We start from the raw sequence: 17,584 nt of genomic DNA on the forward strand, positions 1-17,584 counted from the left end.
AAAAAAGGCGGCTTCCGGATTCGAACCGGAGAATAGAGGTTTTGCAGACCTCTGCCTTACCACTTGGCTAAGCCGCCGTAAAAAAAAGCGGGAAACGGGGCTCGAACCCGCGACAGCCACCTTGGCAAGGTGGTGCTCTACCAACTGAGCTATTCCCGCTTGGTGGTCATAAATATATATCGGGAAATTGATTTGTCAACTTTTTTGATTTTGAAATTTTCTTATATTTTGAGGGAAATACTTAATGGAAGAAGATTCTCTCAGACTTTTTCGGGGATTGCTATTTGACAGCCATTATAGATTTTATTTATGGTTCATACCAGGGCATCAGATCCGTAATTTTTTTCCGATAATAATCGGCCATATTTTGACCCTTCCGGACCTGCGATTCAAACAAATACAGACAAGAATAATGTTATGGCTTGGATGATTTATATAATTACGGGTAATTCATTTTATCGGGGCATTTGGGGGGATTATCGAAAATAACTTGTGTCGCGATGCCATCTTCAAACGGACATACCCGGTAATTATAATTATTAATTATGCTCGTATCGCTTTTTGTTTTATAATCTCTGCGGAATTACATTTCCATAACAATCGAAACAACTCGATATCTATTTTATCGGTTGATTTATTGCCGGGGCGATAATTACTTGGATTTTTCAATATCTTTTAAAGGGATATCATCACAATGGCTGCATTTATCACAATGATCAAGGTCTTTGCAATGATAACCGAATTCATCCAGCCATTTTATATTGACATGGGGGCAGTTTTCCACATATTCAACGAATTTGATTATTCGATTGATTATATTTTTCGATATGGCATGTTCCATTTTACAGGCGGCATCATCGGCTTCATCTTCATCAACATGCAGTACTTTTATCAGAAATTCTTTCAGGGCCGTATGGCGATTGACAACATCATTGGCAATTCGTTTACCCGTCGGGGTCAGGCGGATTAACCCATATGGCTTATAATAAACAAGGTTTTTTTTGGCCAGTGATTGCAATGCTTTGGTTACCGCCGAATAAGTTATCCTGAGGCGTTTGGATATTTCCTTGGTACGAGCGGCCCCATTTTCTTTTTCAATATGGAGTATCGCTTCGAGATAGTCTTCCTGACTCGATGTTAGGACTATTTTCGGCAACCTCTATTACTCCAATTTATACCGATTTAATCTACCCAATAACCGATGACATGTCAAGGTAATCGGTAAATAGTATTTCAATTGACAAAAAAACAGGACGACCGGGCAATAATCTACCCGGCCGTCCTGTTTTAATAATAGGTGTAATATCTCTTTAATTACTATTCGCAGATTGGTTCAGGTCCCCCTTTATATAGGTAATATTCATTTTATTAATCCACGCCGAATTGCAATCTCATCATTAATCGATCGGCCTGAAACTCCTCATCATAGCCGGGCAGAGCGCCATCCTCAGCATATACCAGGCAGGTCTGATAATCGAATTTTATACGGGTATAGCCGGGGCCGATCCCAAAATCGACACCCACAGTCAGATATGAACTGGTGTAGTCACCGTCAAGGTCGGCGGCTTGATTCCACCATTGATACTGTACATATGGACGAACATACTTGATATTATCGTTTTTCAGGGAAATACTATATCCCGCCTGGATATAAAATGCCCTCATTTTAAGATCTTCAAACGGGGCCTTGGTTACCTTGGCCATATTGCTGGAATCCTTCCAGATGGCCGAGTAGTAGGGAATATCGAGCAGATCTTTAAATCCCTTGCCTATATAACCCTCCCCCCTTATCAGAAAATTATTGGCGTTATAATCAAATCCAAAACTGGCCCGATAACCGTCATATATCATTGTTTTGGGAATCCATGAATACAAGAAATCGTCTCTTCCCCCGTTGGGATCGTGAACACTATCTTTGACCGAATACGAGGAATTCCAGCGCCACAAGGTAAAACTTCCGGCAAATGATAAACCTTCGACCGGAGTCCGATATTGAGCTCCGATATTAATATCATATTCGTCTTCAAGGGTACCTCCGGAACCCTCGGCCATTACGAGCTGAACCAGACAACCTGTCCCGTTTTCAAAATCTCTTTCATACTCGATGATGGCTCCGAGTGGATGACAGGGGCTGAATTTTTTGGCGAACAGGGGCTTTTCGGCCGATAGTAATTCAATGCATTCCTGATGCATTTCAAAACCCCGCAGGACATGCCCTTTGGTAAATCCGGCCTTGAGATACGGGAAAAATTTGTAAAGAACTCCGGCTTCCATGACCATAAACCCTCCATCCAGACAAAGGGCCGAGCCGACTTCAAGATTATATTCCAAATGGTCCCGATATTGACCGTCGACGACAATCATGGCATCGCGAATATCGAATCCATTATCGGCGGGTTTTTCGGATCCGGCGAAATATGTGGAGTCCCCGTTAAAAAAGGCGGTTCCCTGTAAAACGACAACCGCCGACACTTTCGGCAACTGAATCTCCTCATCCGATTCCTGTTGACCGGCCAACAAAGATATATTGGCAGTCATTAAGAACATGGCAATTGCGATAACCCATTTAGCGATATTTCCCATCTTTCGACTCCTCTGACGAGAGCAACAATAAAAATTCACAAAATTACATAATGTTAACTTTATACAACATTATGTCATACTTACAACAATTGTCAAGTGTTTTTTCGAAAATTTACGGATGTTTTCTTGCCTGGATTGAATTTACGGATTACGCGGGATTTTTTATAATTCCGATTTTAATGAGGCAAGAGATACGTCAAAACACCTCTTGCGGCGCAACGATTTAAAATGGAATAATGAAAAGTCAATGTCTTCGTCTAATCGCAGACATGGGTTAACGGATATTTATCGTATTATGTATGCCACTCCGTTCGGGAGGCTATTGCCCGTTTATATCAGACCGTTGTATCCTGAATAGAAGCCTGCGGCCCGGATTTCGGTTTTATTCACGACCATTCTTCACAAGACCAATAATTATCGCGGTCCTCATCCGAAGCCCCCCGCTCAATCCACCGCAGAAATGACGATTTAACCGATTGTCTGTTTAAACACAAATATCGCCGGCATGCATTTTCGGCCTTTGTGATTATCGGGGATGACTTAACTCGACTAAAGACAAACCAGTATAAAATTATTAAAGGCAATCGCATCCTATATCCGGGATTCCGAACCAGAGGCACAGACTGGTAAATATCATGATGATACCTATTAAAATCACGATTTCAATCGCATATTTTGCTCTGCCTGGTATCATAAACCTTTGAAAATGGTCACGTCGAAAGTATGTAAATTACCTGTTCAATAATGAATCCAGTCGGGGTATGTACCAGGGCATCAAAACCGCCATTTTATCACGATAATAAATGGCCTTTTCGCGATCGCCCCGAATCCTATTTTCGAACATGCATAGATCTAAAATTGCAGTATAAACCAGAGTATCATGAGAATAGACTTCCTTCAACAACCGATAGCCATCATCAAGATAGCCGTTATCTTTGAGAATATCGGACATATAGTATTTGGTATAGGGGAACAGGGTATCCGGAACTATCTGGGATGCCTGCCGGTAAGCATTGTAGGAGCCCTGAACATCGCCTTCTTTATTCTTATTGAAGCCTTCGGTGAAATAACCGACAAATGCCGGAGGGATATCCATTACCGGTGGTTTATCGATATCATGATATCGCTTGAAGACATCATGCAAAAAGCCATCGAAATAAAACCCAATAGCCCGATAATTTTTCAAAAAGGCGCTATAAAGACATAATGATCGTTCAGCCGGGGCCGACGGTTTGGAGCCGGTTGAAAACATGATATAATCAGGTTTCTGACTGAGAACATAGGCGCTGTTAAACTTTCTTTCTTTCCAGGTAGTTTCCATGCCTGAAACCGGTTCTTCGGGATGGCGGGCGATAACGGAATCAGTCAGACCCAGCAGATCGATAATCCTGTGATCGTTCAATTCATAACCGACTATGCCGATGGTCGATATCGCCAGACTGAAGTCGGATTTATCCACGGACTTTAAATTATCGGCAATGTGCTTCAATTTGGAGGTCAGCCCCACTTCATAGATATAATAATATATAACGTGTTTTATGGGGATTATTGTCTGCCATATAATTAATAAAACCAGAATCCCGGTCGTGAGCGCCTTTTTCCGAATAAGCAGGGAAAGCCCGTAGACCATAAATAGAATAATCAAAGGCATTACGGGAACAAAAAAGCGATGGACTTTAAGGACATCACCCCCTATCAGGATTATATAAGCCAGATAACAAATGGAAATCAGAGCTATGGATTTTACCGATTGGGAAGACTTTTTAAGATAATAAAGAGCCGGAAGAAGGAATACTCCGGCTCCTAGATAATGCCAGAAATACTTGGCCACATATTCCAACCCATCGGCAAGTTTATCAAGACTGAGTCCCGTTTTGGCATAAAAGGTATTAGGGATCACTCCACCGTAATAAACAATTTTGAAAAACATATACGGCAGAAGAGAAAGAACATAAACCGATAATATTCCGACCAGAAGTGACGTTAGACGTCTATTAACAACCATTTCATAGATAATTATTATCATAAAGAGAAGCCCGCCTTCGGGACGAAGCAGAGTTGCCAGTACCAGCAACGGACCGGTAAGATGCGACCGCTTCAGATAAAGATACAATGAGGCCGTCATGGCCGCGCTGAATGCGGCCGTTTCCAGACCGGAAATTGTCCAGTATGCAAAAGAGAGTGCGGATCCGAGAATAAGAGCAATCATACCTCGGTATAGCCGCTCATTCCCGATAATCAAACCGGACAGGAAATAGAGTATGATTATAGTCCCCACACCACATATAACACCCATAATTTTGGAGAACAGGATAATATTGAATCCGACCATCCGGGCCAGAACCAGTATTATTGTCCAGAGGAAATTAGTATAACCCTCGATATGTTCTCCGGCATTGAAAACCAGTCCGTGACCGTCAAGATAATTTTCGACATATCTAAAACTGATATAGGCATCATCCTGGGTAAAATTAAACCAAACTGCCATGGCTATGTGAATAGCTATGGCTAATATCAGAAGGATCAGCCCGATTCGATAATCGGATTGAGAATGTTTGTGACTTTTTCCGGATCTTTTTTTTGATGCGCTACTGGTATGCATCAGTCTTTCAATTTATAATACAGCTCTATATATCGACGCGCACTATTATCCCATGAAAAATCCCGACTCATTCCTTGTTTGACGATTTTGTGCCAGATCCTCCGCCGGCTATACAACTGAACGGCTTTTCTAATGGCCGCCAGAAGTTCCATGGAATCGTATTTTTCAAAAACGAAACCGGTTCCGGTAAGGTTTCTTTCATCGAAATCGATTACGGTATCGGCCAGACCGCCGGTTTTTCTGACAACCGGTACCGTCCCGTATTTCAGGCTGTACATTTGGTTCAGTCCGCAGGGTTCATACCTCGACGGCATCAAAAAAATATCGCATCCGGCCTCGATCAAATGAGCCAGACGGTTATCAAAGGTTAAGAAAGCCTTGAATCGGTCGGGATATTTTTTTTCAATACTGTTGAAGAAGTCATGATAATTTTCATCACCCGTACCCAGCAGGACAAATTGAAGATCAAGGCTCATAATGTCATCCATGATATCTTCAAGCAGGTCGAATCCCTTTTGAATATCAAGTCTGGAGATTACTCCAATTAAGGGCTGTTCGATTCGAAGAGGAAAATTGCACAGGTGCAGGAGCTCCAGCTTATTCTTTTTCTTGCCGGACAGGTTATCGATAAAGTAATGATGCGGTATTTGGGAGTCACGTTTCGGGGACCAGATAGTGTAATCGACGCCATTGATAATACCCACAATATCCCGGGATCTCTCTTTCAGGACCCCCTGAAGACCCTTACCGAATTCATCGCTGTTCTGGATTTCTTCGGCATAAGTCGGCGAAACGGTTGTAATCCTGTCGGAATAGACTATGGCGGCCTTCATGAAATTGACATCGCCCCAGAATTCAAACGGTCCGGTTGCGGCAAACAGGGCAGGATCAAGATTCGTTTTTTCAAAGGCTGCCGCCGGAAATTTCCCCTGGTATCCCATATTATGTATCGTAAAGATGGATTTTACGCCCTGATAAAAGTTATCCAGGGAATATTCGGTTTTAAGGAAAGCCGGAACCAAGGCACTTTGCCAGTCATTGGCGTGTAAAATATCGGGGCGCCAATCCAATAATTTTAGCGTTCTGAGAACCGCCCGGCTGAAGAAAATAAATCGCTCGTCGTTATCCCTATAGTCGTTATCCGTGGCCGGATCGCGATATAATTCCTCGCGATCGAAAAAATAATCATTATCGATAAAATAATACTCCGGGTTACCCTCGGTGTCCGGCAGAACAAACACTCTGCCCCTAAAATTATTCCGACCGACCGGAATATCCAATTCAATATTCAATCTTTTCAAACCCGGATACTGCCGTGTGATCTGACGATATTTCGGCATGAAGAGTTTAACGGAATGCCCTTGTTTAGTTACCGCCCGTGGTAAGGCACCTGAAACATCGGCCAGCCCGCCCGTTTTGGCAAACGGAACCGCTTCCGGCGTGATAAAGGCTATTTTCAAACCACCCATAACACCTACGAGTGAATGGAAACACCGAAAAGTTCTTCGGCCTGTGATGTGTCGATTCTCCGCATAAAGTCAGCCGCATCCTCGGGAAGAGTGGGATTTATATAAAATCCCGAACCCCATTCGAAACCGGCAATCTTGGTTAATTTTGGAATAATTTCTATATGCCAATGATAGACTTCATCATAATCATGTCCGACCGGGGCCGAATGAAGAATATAATTAAAAGGCGGATTATTCAAAGCAATCCGGATACGGTTTAATATATCTTTCAGGGCTTCGGCCAAATAGCGATAGTTATCATCGGCAATGTCGGTCAGATGGGAAATGTGCTGTTTGGGCATCAGCCAGGTTTCAAACGGAAAACGTGAGGCAAATGGTTCGAAGGCCACGAAGTCTCCATAGTCGCTGACAATCCGAACCTTGTCATTCAATTCCTGCTTGATAATATCACAAAAAATACATCGCTCTTTAAAATTATGGTACCGCACAGCTCCGTTTATTTCTTCTTCCACTTTCTTGGGGATGATCGGTGTGGCAATGAGCTGGCTATGGGTATGTTCAAGCGATGCCCCAGCCGCTTCACCGTGATTTTTAAAAATTAAAATGTATTTGAATCGATGGTCTCTTTGAAGATCCAGCGTTCTTTCACGATAGGACCAGAGGACGTTTTTAATTTCATCAATGGTTAAATCGGCTAAGTCCCGGGCATGATCGGGAGTCTCGATAATGACTTCATGGGCCCCGATTCCATTCATCTTATCATATATACCCTGGGGCTCGCGATCCAGTTTTCCTTCGACCCTGAGGGCAGGATATTTGTTCGAAATGACTCTAAGAAACCATCCGGCTTTGTTGGGTTCACTTCCGTTTTTCCGATAAGCCAGAATCTCCGGCGGGGTACTCGATTCGTTGCCCGGACAAAACGGGCACATCTTGGGCTCTTCGTGTTTAGGCAGATTGCCAAAACTCGACGGACGTTTACCCCGATCGGTGGATATGATCACCCATCGTCCCATTATCGGGTCTTTACGAAATTCCGGCATCAGACAACCCCAATCCCTTCAACGTTCGGGTAAACCAGACCGGGTCTGAATTTTAAGTCGCTGTTTAATAACATGTTTACTTCAACATATCGACATAAGCCATCACAGCTGTAATAATTTGAGGAGACTATTTCTGTTTGTCAAGGGCCTGAACGCTAATATTCTCCAATCTTTTCCGCATGGCATCGGATAATTTCATATCCCTTCGGGACATAGCCCGATCTATCGTTTCCATTGCTTTAACAAAGCTGTAGTTCATTTTGTGCCGGGGAGAATACCAGGTAAAGGGCGGAATTTCGCCATCGGTTATTATCCCATCCGATATCAGATTACAGCATATACCGATATTTATTCCTGTATTTAAAAGAGTTCCGATGGCCGTCCGGGTAAAATCACCAATAAAAGACCCCACCTTGAGCCGACCGGTATCGATTTTCTGGCCATTGATATAACTGCTGACGGTCGCATAATTGTTCTTTAAATCCGAATTGGTCGTCATTGCTCCAAGGTTAATCCATTCGCCCAGATAGGCATGGCCGACAAAGCCGGCGTGATATTTATTGGTATAGCCCTGTATAATCGATTCCTCCAACTCTCCCCCAACCCGGCAGACCGGTCCGATGGAAGAGGCCGTTATTTTGCCGCCGACCAGATGGCTTTCGCGACCGATATAGGTCGGCCCTACAAGATATGTATGAGGTTCGATGCGAACCTTACTCCCGACAAATATTGGCCCCGCGGATGCATCGATAACATTGCCGGGTAAAACGCTCGCATCAGAAGCGATATATATATTCTCAACTCCCAGGAAGTTCACCCCGGGGAATATCCGGCTTCTTTTTTCCATATTGTCATAACTGATCAGAAAGCCGTCGTCATCATTCTGATGACGGAAATATTCGAAATCATCTTTTATTTCGGATTCAATACTATCCACCAAGTCCCAGAGATGACCATACAGGTTGATTTCAATATCCATGGTTTCAGCGGATTGCCGGAATTTATCAAAAAAACCGCCCAGATCACCATTCTTCAGAAGGGTATATTCTCTCTCAGGCAATGTGCCGATCATTTTAAAAGCGGCCACATCCTCCCCTGATTGAAGGATAACATTCCGGCCGGCCTTTTTCAGAGCTTCAAAAAAATCGAGATTCGGCCTGATAGCGCCATTAACAAAAATGATTTCGTCAAATCCCTTATCCTCAAAATCATTAACCGGGTAACGAGTCTGCTCGGCGGCAATTTGAGCGATTTCGGGCCGACAAAACAGGTATGGCGCGTAGCCGCCAAAAGAATTGATTACCTTTTCAAAAATCGACCTGATACCCGGTCTCAGAAAAAATACCGGCCGGATCCAGGTTAAAGGATAAAAATCCTCATATTTATGATCTTCGTAGATTATCAAGCATTTCGCCATATTGACCATCCATTTCAATATTATTTTTCATATCACACAACATAACCTGCTGACAACGATGCGTAACAGAGTTGCCAGAAGGTCTGTAAAGATTTATGATTGGCATGAAGTAATACCCTATCGACCGGGCAGGGATGAATTTTATACCTTGTGCACCGAATCCATGGCAATTTGAGTTAGCTCTATATATCCATTTCAGGAAAGCAATACCAGTTCCGATGAATGCAACCGAATGTAGAATTCCAATGATTCGCTGACGATTGTCATTAGCTTCTGCCTCTGACATCGAAATCGTGCCGGAGTTAAGAAGATTCATCTGCATAAAATCTGATATCTGAGAAAGTATGCTGATACCCAATGAAATCCATAAAATAGCCTTCAAAAATTTCGTCAACAATGTGGGGTCTTGGGTGTAATGATATTCTTGAGTATTATAATTCATTCCCAATTGGGACATTATTTTCTCCTATACATCTAACGAATTTTCGAAAATATGCCCTTTCTTGTACTCAAATAAATCAACAGCGGCATGCCCAATAGATAACATGAAGCCAGTTCGCCCAGTCCAATCATCTGGACCACGAATAGATAAGACATACCGGTTATCGGGGCAAGATAGGCCGCCACTCCGAAGGCATTCAAAAGAACCGGCGGAAGAGGCGCCAAGGCCATGCCCGTTTTACTGCTTTTCAACCGGGAACAGAGATATGTTAAATATGCCGCCGCGAGGGTAATTAAAGAACCAAAGATAATATCCTGGAGTCCGTTTCCGCCGAAAATATTAGCCACCAGACATCCCACAAAGAGACCGATAATTGAAGGCGGATAGATGAAAGGCAAAACCGTCAGCGATTCGGAAATCCGGACCTGATAGACTCCATAACTTATCGGGGCCAGGACAATGGTCAGCACCGCATACAGCGCGGCAATAAGACCGGTATAAGCAACATCTCTGGCATTTAACAAGCCCATATTGGGCTAAATAGGCCATAGACCGTTAATAGTCAACTAAAAACTGGGCTAACTTATTGAAACTCTGTGTAAAGAGGCCGTCACGAATTTAAATTACTTTTAAATGACCGACTTTTTCCACCGGGATGCTGATCGTTTTTTCCTGACAACGGTTTGTCATAACCAGCATCCATGAATCCGATTCGACATTCAGGGATACAGCGAATAATCCTGAATAAATTTGCTTTTTATTTTTAAGAGTCACCATCAATTCCGTATTGCTAAACATTGCCCGCAGAAATGTAGCGATTATCAAATCTTTCTCCGGACTAAAGGCCGTAGCCTTCTCAGAAGATAAAATCCGGCCGACACTTAGATTATTCTTTTTACAACAAGGAATAGCAGATATTATTTTTAATTCGATATTCCGGAGTTTTAATCTCAGGGCCGGTGACTTGCAAAGGCATGATCGCCGCAAACAGAAACCTATCAATTCCTGCTCATCCTCGGTAAAATTGAGAGCCGGCAATGAAATATCGCGAGCCAGCCGATAGCCATTATCGTAATAGATGGGGATATTCATACTGGATAAGGCCAGAATATCCCTGAAAACGGTCCGTTTTGAAACCCCGCACTCCTGCTGCAATTCTTCCAATGTAAGTTTTTTTCGGGTCCTGAACAGGTTGACGATGAATAACAATCTTTCCGCTTTGGACATAACTCCCCACTCCCTAAAAAAGCAAACCCAAGTTAATACTCACCCCTGACATCTCCTGTCAGTGAAAATGCAAGAATTTCTATTTTTTGCCCTGTTTATGATTGAAGCGCGGATTATTATTTAATATGCCCCAGCTTTTGACTGACTGATGTGATTCTTGGTGTGATAACCTGCAGTAAAAAAGGTGTTTATTAAATCTGGCGGATCCACTATTTATAAGTCTGTAATATTGCTTTTGCCCTCCTTTTGATTTCGTTTTTCAGAATATCGGGTTTAATCACCCGAACCTCTCCTCCATAACCCAGCAACCAGCGGCAGATTTCTTCAATACCCCTGACAGTCACCTGATATTTGATTCGATCATTGTCAAATCTTGAGACCTTTTCTCCGGGATGATGCCGACTCATGCCGACAATCCGGGCCGCTTTTCCGCTGAAAACGGCCTCGATTTCCACTGGATCGCCACTGAAAACTCCCCAACTGCCGGCAAAGTATTCGGCCGGGTTAATATCGGGGCGGGGATGAAAGTGTTCATCGGTAACGGAAATTTTCAAAATACGATCTATACGAAATGTTCTCAGCGCCTTGCGTAATTGACAAAAGGCGACAAAATAAAAGGCCTTTTCAATAAAAATCAGGAAATACGGCTCCACCGGACGGGTGATGATACCGCTCTGGATTGAATTGTACGTCAATTCCAGGACCTGATGATTTTCGATTCCTCTTTCCACCGCGGCATAGAATTTATCAGAAAAATTGACGCTCTGGGTTGATTTGATATCAATCCTTGTTTTGGGTCGAGAATATTTCTTTTTTTCTTTGACGGCCGGTGGAAGGCAGGCTTCGATTTTGCCTTTTATCGATTTAATCAGATTATACCCGGGACCACCTTTGTAAAGCGGCGATGATTCCAAGGCGGTTATCAGCGTGAGATACTCATCGATATTAAAATTCAGGGGCGGCAGGAAATTATCACTGGCGTATTTATAACCTCGATCGTAATAAATCGGGATATTGGCCTCCGATAAGGCGACGATATCGCGATAAACGGTCCTTTCAGTTACTCCGCATTCTCTGGCCAGCCTACCGGCATTGAGACTTCGTCTGGTTCGCAGTAAATTCAGGATGTAGAGCAGTCTGTCATACTTAGCCATCCCCATAGGTCTATTTTACATCCCTCCAAAGATAAAGTCAATTATCTTTTACTCCACAGGATATGGGACCCACCCCATATTTTTGCTGTTGGACGATTTCCCCATTGATAGAGCTATCAGTCTGTCCTGCCTTCGGTTACGGCGCCAGTAAATTCGGGCACCGGCTTTGCTCGGATTAAAAACAAAAACTGTGAAATATTCATTACGGGGGAGAATTTATGGAAGAAAATACTGTCACAATCCGAAGACCGGTCAGGCATCAACGCCTAACCAACTCCTTTTTTCTTAAATATGGTCTGAAATTCCTGCTGGGCTTTATTATAATCTCCATTTTCCTGACAACGGTCAGGTGCACTATCAAAAAGCCCGAATCACCCACCTGGACTACGAATCTAACCATTCCGACTGTCAACCGAACTTACCTGATGCCCGAGATCATCGACAAAATCGACCAGCCCGGATTGACCATTGATACTCTCACCGGCGATATAATGTACACCTTCGAAACGGAACTAGATACTATCGATGTATCCGAGGATTTGTCCAGCCCGCAGACAACCCGTGTCATCTCGAATACCGTTGGACTGGTCACCATTAATCCCGATGAACCGCCTCCCTCAACGGTAAGCGCTTTTGATATTGGCCTGGGTCTGGGAATCGGCGACATCCCCTTTGGATGGTTGCCTGATATGGTCGTTAATGTTCCCGATATCGACGGCTTCAGCTGGGCAAATATCACATCCGGGGCAGTTTATGTTAGAATTGTGAATGATTTCCCGGTTGATTTCGATACGGTCAGGGTAGAATTATTCGACCTCATCACCTCGCAGACAATCACCACGGCATCATTTCCCAATTACCCGGGTCAGCCTGCTATTGAAGCCGGGGCCACCGATTCCATCCAGATTGGTCTGAGCGGGAAAAATATATCAAACCAGCTTCGTCTAATTATTTATGCCTTCACTACCGGTGGATCGGGATTGTCTTTATCGGAAAGCCAGATTTCATCTTCCGTTTCGTTTGCCAATGGTTTAATTGTATCGGCGGCTCAGGCGGAAGTCCCGGAGATTGTAAAGGATTTTTCGGAAGCCTTTACCGTTTCATCCGAACACACCGTTACTTCCGCGATTATTGAATCCGGAAATGTACAATTCACCCTGCAAAACGGCTCTAATATTAATGCTAATCTGGATATTACTATTCCTGATTTCTCCCTTGGAGGTATTCCTTTTTCAATTAATCGGACCGTCCTCGCCAATAATACATCCGTGGTCAATATAGATCTGGCGGGGTATGACTTCTCACCAAGCGACCAGACCATGCCGCAAGCAGTAGATATTAACGTGTCCGCCCGGATTGACTCTACGGCACCCAACGAGGTTCTCATTTATTCCACCGATGCTTTCCTGGTAACATCATTTATTTCGCGTCTGGATTTCTCGTCATTGACCGGCATAATTGATTCCACCGAGGCCACTTTCGATGATATTGATGTCGACGTCGATTTGCCAAAGGGATTTGATTCCCTTCAACTGGTCAGCGCTGTCCTGGAAGTGGCAATCGAAAACGCCATCGAATTTCCCGGCGCTCTAGATATAACCATCACCGGTGACGGTGGTCAGACCCTGAATATAGCCGGGATAATCGACCCCGGAACATCGGCAAATCCGGTGACCACTTATATAATCGATTCCAATCTGGCGGCCTTTTTGAATCCCGTCCCGGCCTATCTGACGGTCAGCGGCCTGGCCTACTTCGGTGATGGCAGTTCCAGCGGGACCATTACAACACAATCCCATATCGTCCCGCGCCTCAGGCTAACATCGCCTCTGGAATTGATTATTAATCGGGCAACCTTTGCCGGTGACACTACCTCGGAGGATATCGATACCGAGGATATCGATCTGGTCACCGATCACCTGATCGAGGCCACTTTCACACCGACCATAATTAATCATCTCCCGATTGGCGTGGAGGTTGAGTTCTATATGGATGGTAATCCCGACCATCTCAATGCCGAGCAGGCCCGGGTCGTGATCGGTCCACTGGCGGTCGAGGCCGGGCAGGTTGCGTCGGGGAACACCGTTACTGAGGCCACCGAATCAGTCTTGTCCATAGTCCTCGACAGCAGTGACGCTCAGGTACTCAACAATGAAAATATTTACACCACCCAGACCATCACCCTGGTCGGTTCGGCCGGCCAGCCGGTTAAAATAACCGGCACTGATTATGTCACGGTACAGGGGTTGGTCGAGGTGGAATACAAATTCGACGGCGAATTTTAATGGTGCACCATGAGTCACTATCATGAGTCGAAATACAAATCCTTTGGGGGAAATATGAAAATCAAAATTATGATAATTGGTTTATTGCTTATGGCCATATCGGGCTCGGTCCATGCCGTCGGTTTGTCCTCGGCCCGGGCGGTCGCCATGGGCGGGGCCCATATGGGTCTGGCGCGCGGAAGTGACGCCGCTCTCTATAATCCCGCTAATATCGGTCTGGCCGGATACCGCCAGAATGGCCTGGTTCTGGCCGGAGTTGGGGCGGAGATTGTCAATAACAGCTTTACTCTGGCGGATTATAATGATTACACCGGGGCCATTTTGACCGAGGATGATAAGTCAGTCATTCTGGGCAAGATTCCCTCGGAAGGATTGGTGATTTCGGCCGAGGCTGAGGCTGGAGCGATGTCCCTGGCCATGGGTTCAATGGTGCTATCGATAAACGGGTTTGCCGCTACCGAGGCCAATCTGGGAAAAGACGCCCTGGAATTATTCCTGATGGGTAATCAGGTCAATGACACTTTTTCGCTGGAGGGAATGTATAGCGAGGCTATCGCCTATGCTTCGGCCGGGCTTTCCTTTGGGCAATCCATATACAAATCGGGAACCCGGCAGTTGTCTCTCGGTGCGACCGTTAAATATATCCGCGGTCTGGCCTATGAAAAGGTGATCGAATTGCGCGGCGGGGTGGTTACGCTGGCCACCGGTTTTGAAGGCGAAGGAACCATGATTGCCCGAACAGCCGTCGGTGGAACCGGTTATGCGGTCGATATCGGAGCGGCCCTGAGATTGAATGATAGCTATACCGCAGGTATCACCTTCAGCAATTTTATCAGCAATATCACCTGGAACAATGAAACTCAGGAACACTACTATCATTTTGAATTCGACACTCTGACGATTGACAACATGGAAGATGATTCCATAGTCGTATCTGACGATTACAGTGAAGATATTGACGACTTCAAATCCACTTTGCCGTCGGTCATGCGCATCGGTCTGGCCAACACCAGCGGAAAATTGCTCTGGGCGATCGACTATATCCAGGGTTTTAAACTGGCGGCCGGCGCCTCCTCCAAACCACGTCTGGCGGGCGGGATCGAATATCATTTAATCGGTTTCCTGCCCCTGCGGGCCGGATACGCCACCGGTGGCGGCAAAGGCTCGGTTGTTTCCGGCGGTCTGGGATTGAACCTGCCACTGTTTTATCTGGATTTGGCCGTATCCAATCACAGCTCCTTCGATTTCGAGGCCTCCAAAGGTCTTCATCTGGCGGCCTCGGTCGGCCTGAGATTCTAACCGGAGTCCCCTGATGATGAAGAATCTTATGGCTATCCTGACCAGACAAATAATCAGGAAACTGGCGATTTATATATTGACCGGTCTCCTGTCGACCGCTTGGGCAATGCCCCCTAATCCCGTGACACTTGAACAACACCTGAGGGCAGGCAAGGCTCTGCCATATTATCTCGATCAGCGGCCGATGTTACTCAGCCGGGGTATCGGAGCGGCTTCGAAAAAGTTAATCCCGACGTCCAAAGCATCGATTTCAGGGCAGTTTCGCGCCCTGGCCATCTTAATCCAGTTTTCCGATAAAACCGCCTCGGTGGCGGCGGAGAATTTCGATACCCTCTTGTTTGTCGATAAAGCCAATACTGTCCGGAATTATTATTACACCGTATCATATGGTCAACTCGATATTGTCACAGTAAATCTTCCTTCGTCTCTGAATTGGATTTCGGCACCACAGACCTATGCTTATTATTGCAATAGTCAAAATGGAACCGGCGCCTATCCCCAGAATACCCAGAAATTATGCGAGGATATGGTTACCCTGGTCGATCCCTGGGTGGATTTTTCACAATACGACAATGATGATGATGGAGAAGTCGATGCCCTGATATTAATCCATACCGGTCCGGGTGCGGAATATACTCACCAGAACAGCGATATCTGGTCTCACAAATGGAGTACCATGATGTCTGTATATAAAGATGGCGTGAGAATCAGGGATTACGATATTCAGCCCGAATACTGGCTTGTACCGGGGGATATGACATGCGGTGTATATTGCCATGAACTCGGCCACATTTTTGGCTTACCCGATCTTTATGATACCGATTATTCTTCGCGTGGAATAGGCCGTTGGTCAGTTATGAGTTACGGCAGTTGGAATGGGCCGAGTGGACTGGGGGCCTGTCCGGCGGAACTGGATGCCTGGTCACGAATCGAACTCGGATTTAAGGAACATATTAATGTCATATCCAATACCAGTAATGTTCTTATTGATAATGTCGAAGACGGTGGAAATATTTATCGCCTCTGGAATAACGGGACAATCGGCAATGAGTACTACCTGGTGGAAAACCGGCAGAAGGTTGGTTACGATACATATTTGCCGGGTGCGGGGTTGCTTATCTGGCATATTGATGAGAATCTGTTGGGTTCCATGGCTCCTAACGATAATGAATGGTACCCGGGGCATACCTCCGGCGGACATTTCGGGGTTGCCCTGGAGCAGGGGGATGGCCTTTTCCAGCTGGAAAAACTTCTATCCTCAGGTGATTGGGGCGATCCCTTTCCTGGAAATTCGGGCAATACTGCCTTTACCGCTTTTTCGTCGCCAAGTTCGAATTCCTATGCCGATGTTATGACGTCTGTATCGGTCAGTGATATATCAGACGCATCGTTGACCATGACAGCCGATTTCCAGATATCGTACACCAGTGATGTTAATAATCCGGAATCCAATCTGATGCCGAATTGTCTGATTCTGGATCAAAATTATCCAAATCCCTTTAATCCTTCAACTCGAATTCGTTTTGAATTACCTGCGCCCAGCCGCCTGACTTTATCTGTTTATAATATATTGGGGAGGAAAGTCGTTGAATTGGCCGGGGGTAATTACCCTGCCGGATCGACGGAAATTATCTGGGAAGGATTTGATGCCTCCGGGCAACCGGTATCCTCAGGTATATACTTCTACGAAATCGTTACCGATTACACACGGCAGGTCAGGAAAATGATTCTGGTAAAATAATCGGTGGTGTTTTTTCCGGTGAGCCGTCTTCTCCCCCACGGCTCGCCTGTTGCGATAAAGGCCTCTGACAGCAATGCCGGAGGCCTTTTATCATTCAGCCGCGTGGTTGCAGCGAGTCAGTCTCATCAGGTGTAAGCTCTTCCTGGCCGGTTTGCTTATTCCGCTTGTGCTTCATATAACAATGCTTACATCGTTTGGGGTCTTCCGTGTACCCCCGCTCAGCAAAATACTCCTGAGCATTGCTGGTAAAGACAAACTCCTGACCACACTCGACACAGATCAGAATTTTAGGTCCAAATTCGGAACCCATGTTTCCCCCTCA

The 17,584-nt window shown here is 45.1% G+C and carries 14 protein-coding genes and 2 tRNA genes; 3 read left to right on the forward strand and 13 right to left on the reverse strand.

Annotation, left to right across the window (positions count from 1 at the left end):
• Positions 1–5 precede the first annotated feature (5 nt).
• The 12 genes from JXQ28_07995 to JXQ28_08050 all read right to left on the reverse strand — a co-directional run bounded on the left by JXQ28_07995 (position 6) and on the right by JXQ28_08050 (position 11,937).
• A tRNA-Cys gene (locus JXQ28_07995) sits at positions 6–77 on the reverse strand.
• Between the two features lie 9 nt (positions 78–86).
• Positions 87–159 (reverse strand) — tRNA-Gly (locus JXQ28_08000).
• Positions 160–652: 493 nt separating this feature from the next.
• Positions 653–1,156: a metal-dependent transcriptional regulator gene (locus JXQ28_08005; GenBank protein MBN2277671.1), complete on the reverse strand. Its 504-nt coding sequence runs from the start codon at positions 1,154–1,156 to the stop codon at positions 653–655.
• 212 nt (positions 1,157–1,368) lie between these two features.
• Positions 1,369–2,583: a hypothetical protein gene (locus tag JXQ28_08010; protein ID MBN2277672.1), complete on the reverse strand. Its 1,215-nt coding sequence runs from the start codon at positions 2,581–2,583 to the stop codon at positions 1,369–1,371.
• Between the two features lie 730 nt (positions 2,584–3,313).
• Positions 3,314–5,185: a hypothetical protein gene (locus JXQ28_08015; GenBank protein MBN2277673.1), complete on the reverse strand. Its 1,872-nt coding sequence runs from the start codon at positions 5,183–5,185 to the stop codon at positions 3,314–3,316.
• Complete coding sequence (gene glgA / locus JXQ28_08020) at positions 5,185–6,654, reverse strand: glycogen synthase GlgA (protein MBN2277674.1); 1,470 nt, start codon at positions 6,652–6,654, stop codon at positions 5,185–5,187. Before glgA ends, JXQ28_08015 begins: the two co-directional genes overlap by 1 nt.
• A gap of 5 nt (positions 6,655–6,659) precedes the next feature.
• On the reverse strand, positions 6,660–7,697 hold the full coding sequence (galT, locus tag JXQ28_08025) for a galactose-1-phosphate uridylyltransferase (GenBank protein MBN2277675.1): 1,038 nt from the start codon (positions 7,695–7,697) through the stop codon (positions 6,660–6,662).
• Positions 7,698–7,824: 127 nt separating this feature from the next.
• Entirely contained in the window at positions 7,825–9,114 is a 1,290-nt protein-coding gene (locus JXQ28_08030; GenBank protein MBN2277676.1) for a hypothetical protein, read from the reverse strand.
• Positions 9,080–9,571 (reverse strand): DUF4328 domain-containing protein, encoded by a 492-nt coding sequence (locus tag JXQ28_08035; GenBank protein ID MBN2277677.1) that lies wholly within the window; start codon positions 9,569–9,571, stop codon positions 9,080–9,082. Before JXQ28_08035 ends, JXQ28_08030 begins: the two co-directional genes overlap by 35 nt.
• A 17-nt stretch (positions 9,572–9,588) precedes the next feature.
• Entirely contained in the window at positions 9,589–10,086 is a 498-nt protein-coding gene (locus JXQ28_08040) for a QueT transporter family protein (GenBank protein ID MBN2277678.1), read from the reverse strand.
• A gap of 88 nt (positions 10,087–10,174) precedes the next feature.
• Entirely contained in the window at positions 10,175–10,783 is a 609-nt protein-coding gene (locus tag JXQ28_08045) for an HTH domain-containing protein (protein MBN2277679.1), read from the reverse strand.
• 209 nt (positions 10,784–10,992) lie between these two features.
• The gene (locus JXQ28_08050; protein ID MBN2277680.1) at positions 10,993–11,937 is read right to left on the reverse strand and encodes a YafY family transcriptional regulator; all 945 of its coding nucleotides are present in this window, start codon (positions 11,935–11,937) and stop codon (positions 10,993–10,995) included.
• A gap of 218 nt (positions 11,938–12,155) precedes the next feature.
• Between JXQ28_08050 and JXQ28_08055 the strand changes: the two genes are divergently transcribed.
• From JXQ28_08055 to JXQ28_08065, 3 genes are read left to right on the forward strand one after another with little or no spacing between them, the layout of a single operon-like run.
• Positions 12,156–14,222 carry a hypothetical protein gene (locus JXQ28_08055; protein MBN2277681.1) on the forward strand — a complete coding sequence of 689 codons (2,067 nt, stop codon included), beginning with the start codon at positions 12,156–12,158 and terminating at the stop codon, positions 14,220–14,222.
• Positions 14,223–14,276: 54 nt separating this feature from the next.
• Positions 14,277–15,521 (forward strand): hypothetical protein, encoded by a 1,245-nt coding sequence (locus tag JXQ28_08060; GenBank protein ID MBN2277682.1) that lies wholly within the window; start codon positions 14,277–14,279, stop codon positions 15,519–15,521.
• Between the two features lie 13 nt (positions 15,522–15,534).
• Positions 15,535–17,262 (forward strand): M6 family metalloprotease domain-containing protein, encoded by a 1,728-nt coding sequence (locus JXQ28_08065; protein MBN2277683.1) that lies wholly within the window; start codon positions 15,535–15,537, stop codon positions 17,260–17,262.
• Between the two features lie 94 nt (positions 17,263–17,356).
• On the opposite strand, the gene JXQ28_08070 is transcribed toward JXQ28_08065, so the two are convergent.
• Entirely contained in the window at positions 17,357–17,572 is a 216-nt protein-coding gene (locus tag JXQ28_08070) for a zinc-ribbon domain containing protein (protein ID MBN2277684.1), read from the reverse strand.
• Positions 17,573–17,584: the final 12 nt, after the last annotated feature.

Source organism: Candidatus Zixiibacteriota bacterium (genome assembly GCA_016933955.1).
GTDB lineage: Bacteria > Zixibacteria > MSB-5A5 > GN15 > PGXB01 > JAFGTT01.

Excerpts from the sequence above, each read along its gene's own strand:
- JXQ28_08010 (MBN2277672.1), bottom strand. The coding sequence starts at position 2,583 with ATGGGAAATATCGCTAAATGGGTTATCGCAATTGCCATGTTCTTAATG.
- JXQ28_08015 (MBN2277673.1), bottom strand. The coding sequence starts at position 5,185 with ATGCATACCAGTAGCGCATCAAAAAAAAGATCCGGAAAAAGTCACAAA.
- glgA (MBN2277674.1), bottom strand. The coding sequence starts at position 6,654 with ATGGGTGGTTTGAAAATAGCCTTTATCACGCCGGAAGCGGTTCCGTTT.
- galT (MBN2277675.1), bottom strand. The coding sequence starts at position 7,697 with ATGCCGGAATTTCGTAAAGACCCGATAATGGGACGATGGGTGATCATA.
- JXQ28_08030 (MBN2277676.1), bottom strand. The coding sequence starts at position 9,114 with ATGGCGAAATGCTTGATAATCTACGAAGATCATAAATATGAGGATTTT.
- JXQ28_08035 (MBN2277677.1), bottom strand. The coding sequence starts at position 9,571 with ATGTCCCAATTGGGAATGAATTATAATACTCAAGAATATCATTACACC.
- JXQ28_08040 (MBN2277678.1), bottom strand. The coding sequence starts at position 10,086 with ATGGGCTTGTTAAATGCCAGAGATGTTGCTTATACCGGTCTTATTGCC.
- JXQ28_08045 (MBN2277679.1), bottom strand. The coding sequence starts at position 10,783 with ATGTCCAAAGCGGAAAGATTGTTATTCATCGTCAACCTGTTCAGGACC.
- JXQ28_08050 (MBN2277680.1), bottom strand. The coding sequence starts at position 11,937 with ATGGCTAAGTATGACAGACTGCTCTACATCCTGAATTTACTGCGAACC.
- JXQ28_08055 (MBN2277681.1), top strand. The coding sequence starts at position 12,156 with ATGGAAGAAAATACTGTCACAATCCGAAGACCGGTCAGGCATCAACGC.
- JXQ28_08060 (MBN2277682.1), top strand. The coding sequence starts at position 14,277 with ATGAAAATCAAAATTATGATAATTGGTTTATTGCTTATGGCCATATCG.
- JXQ28_08065 (MBN2277683.1), top strand. The coding sequence starts at position 15,535 with ATGATGAAGAATCTTATGGCTATCCTGACCAGACAAATAATCAGGAAA.
- JXQ28_08070 (MBN2277684.1), bottom strand. The coding sequence starts at position 17,572 with ATGGGTTCCGAATTTGGACCTAAAATTCTGATCTGTGTCGAGTGTGGT.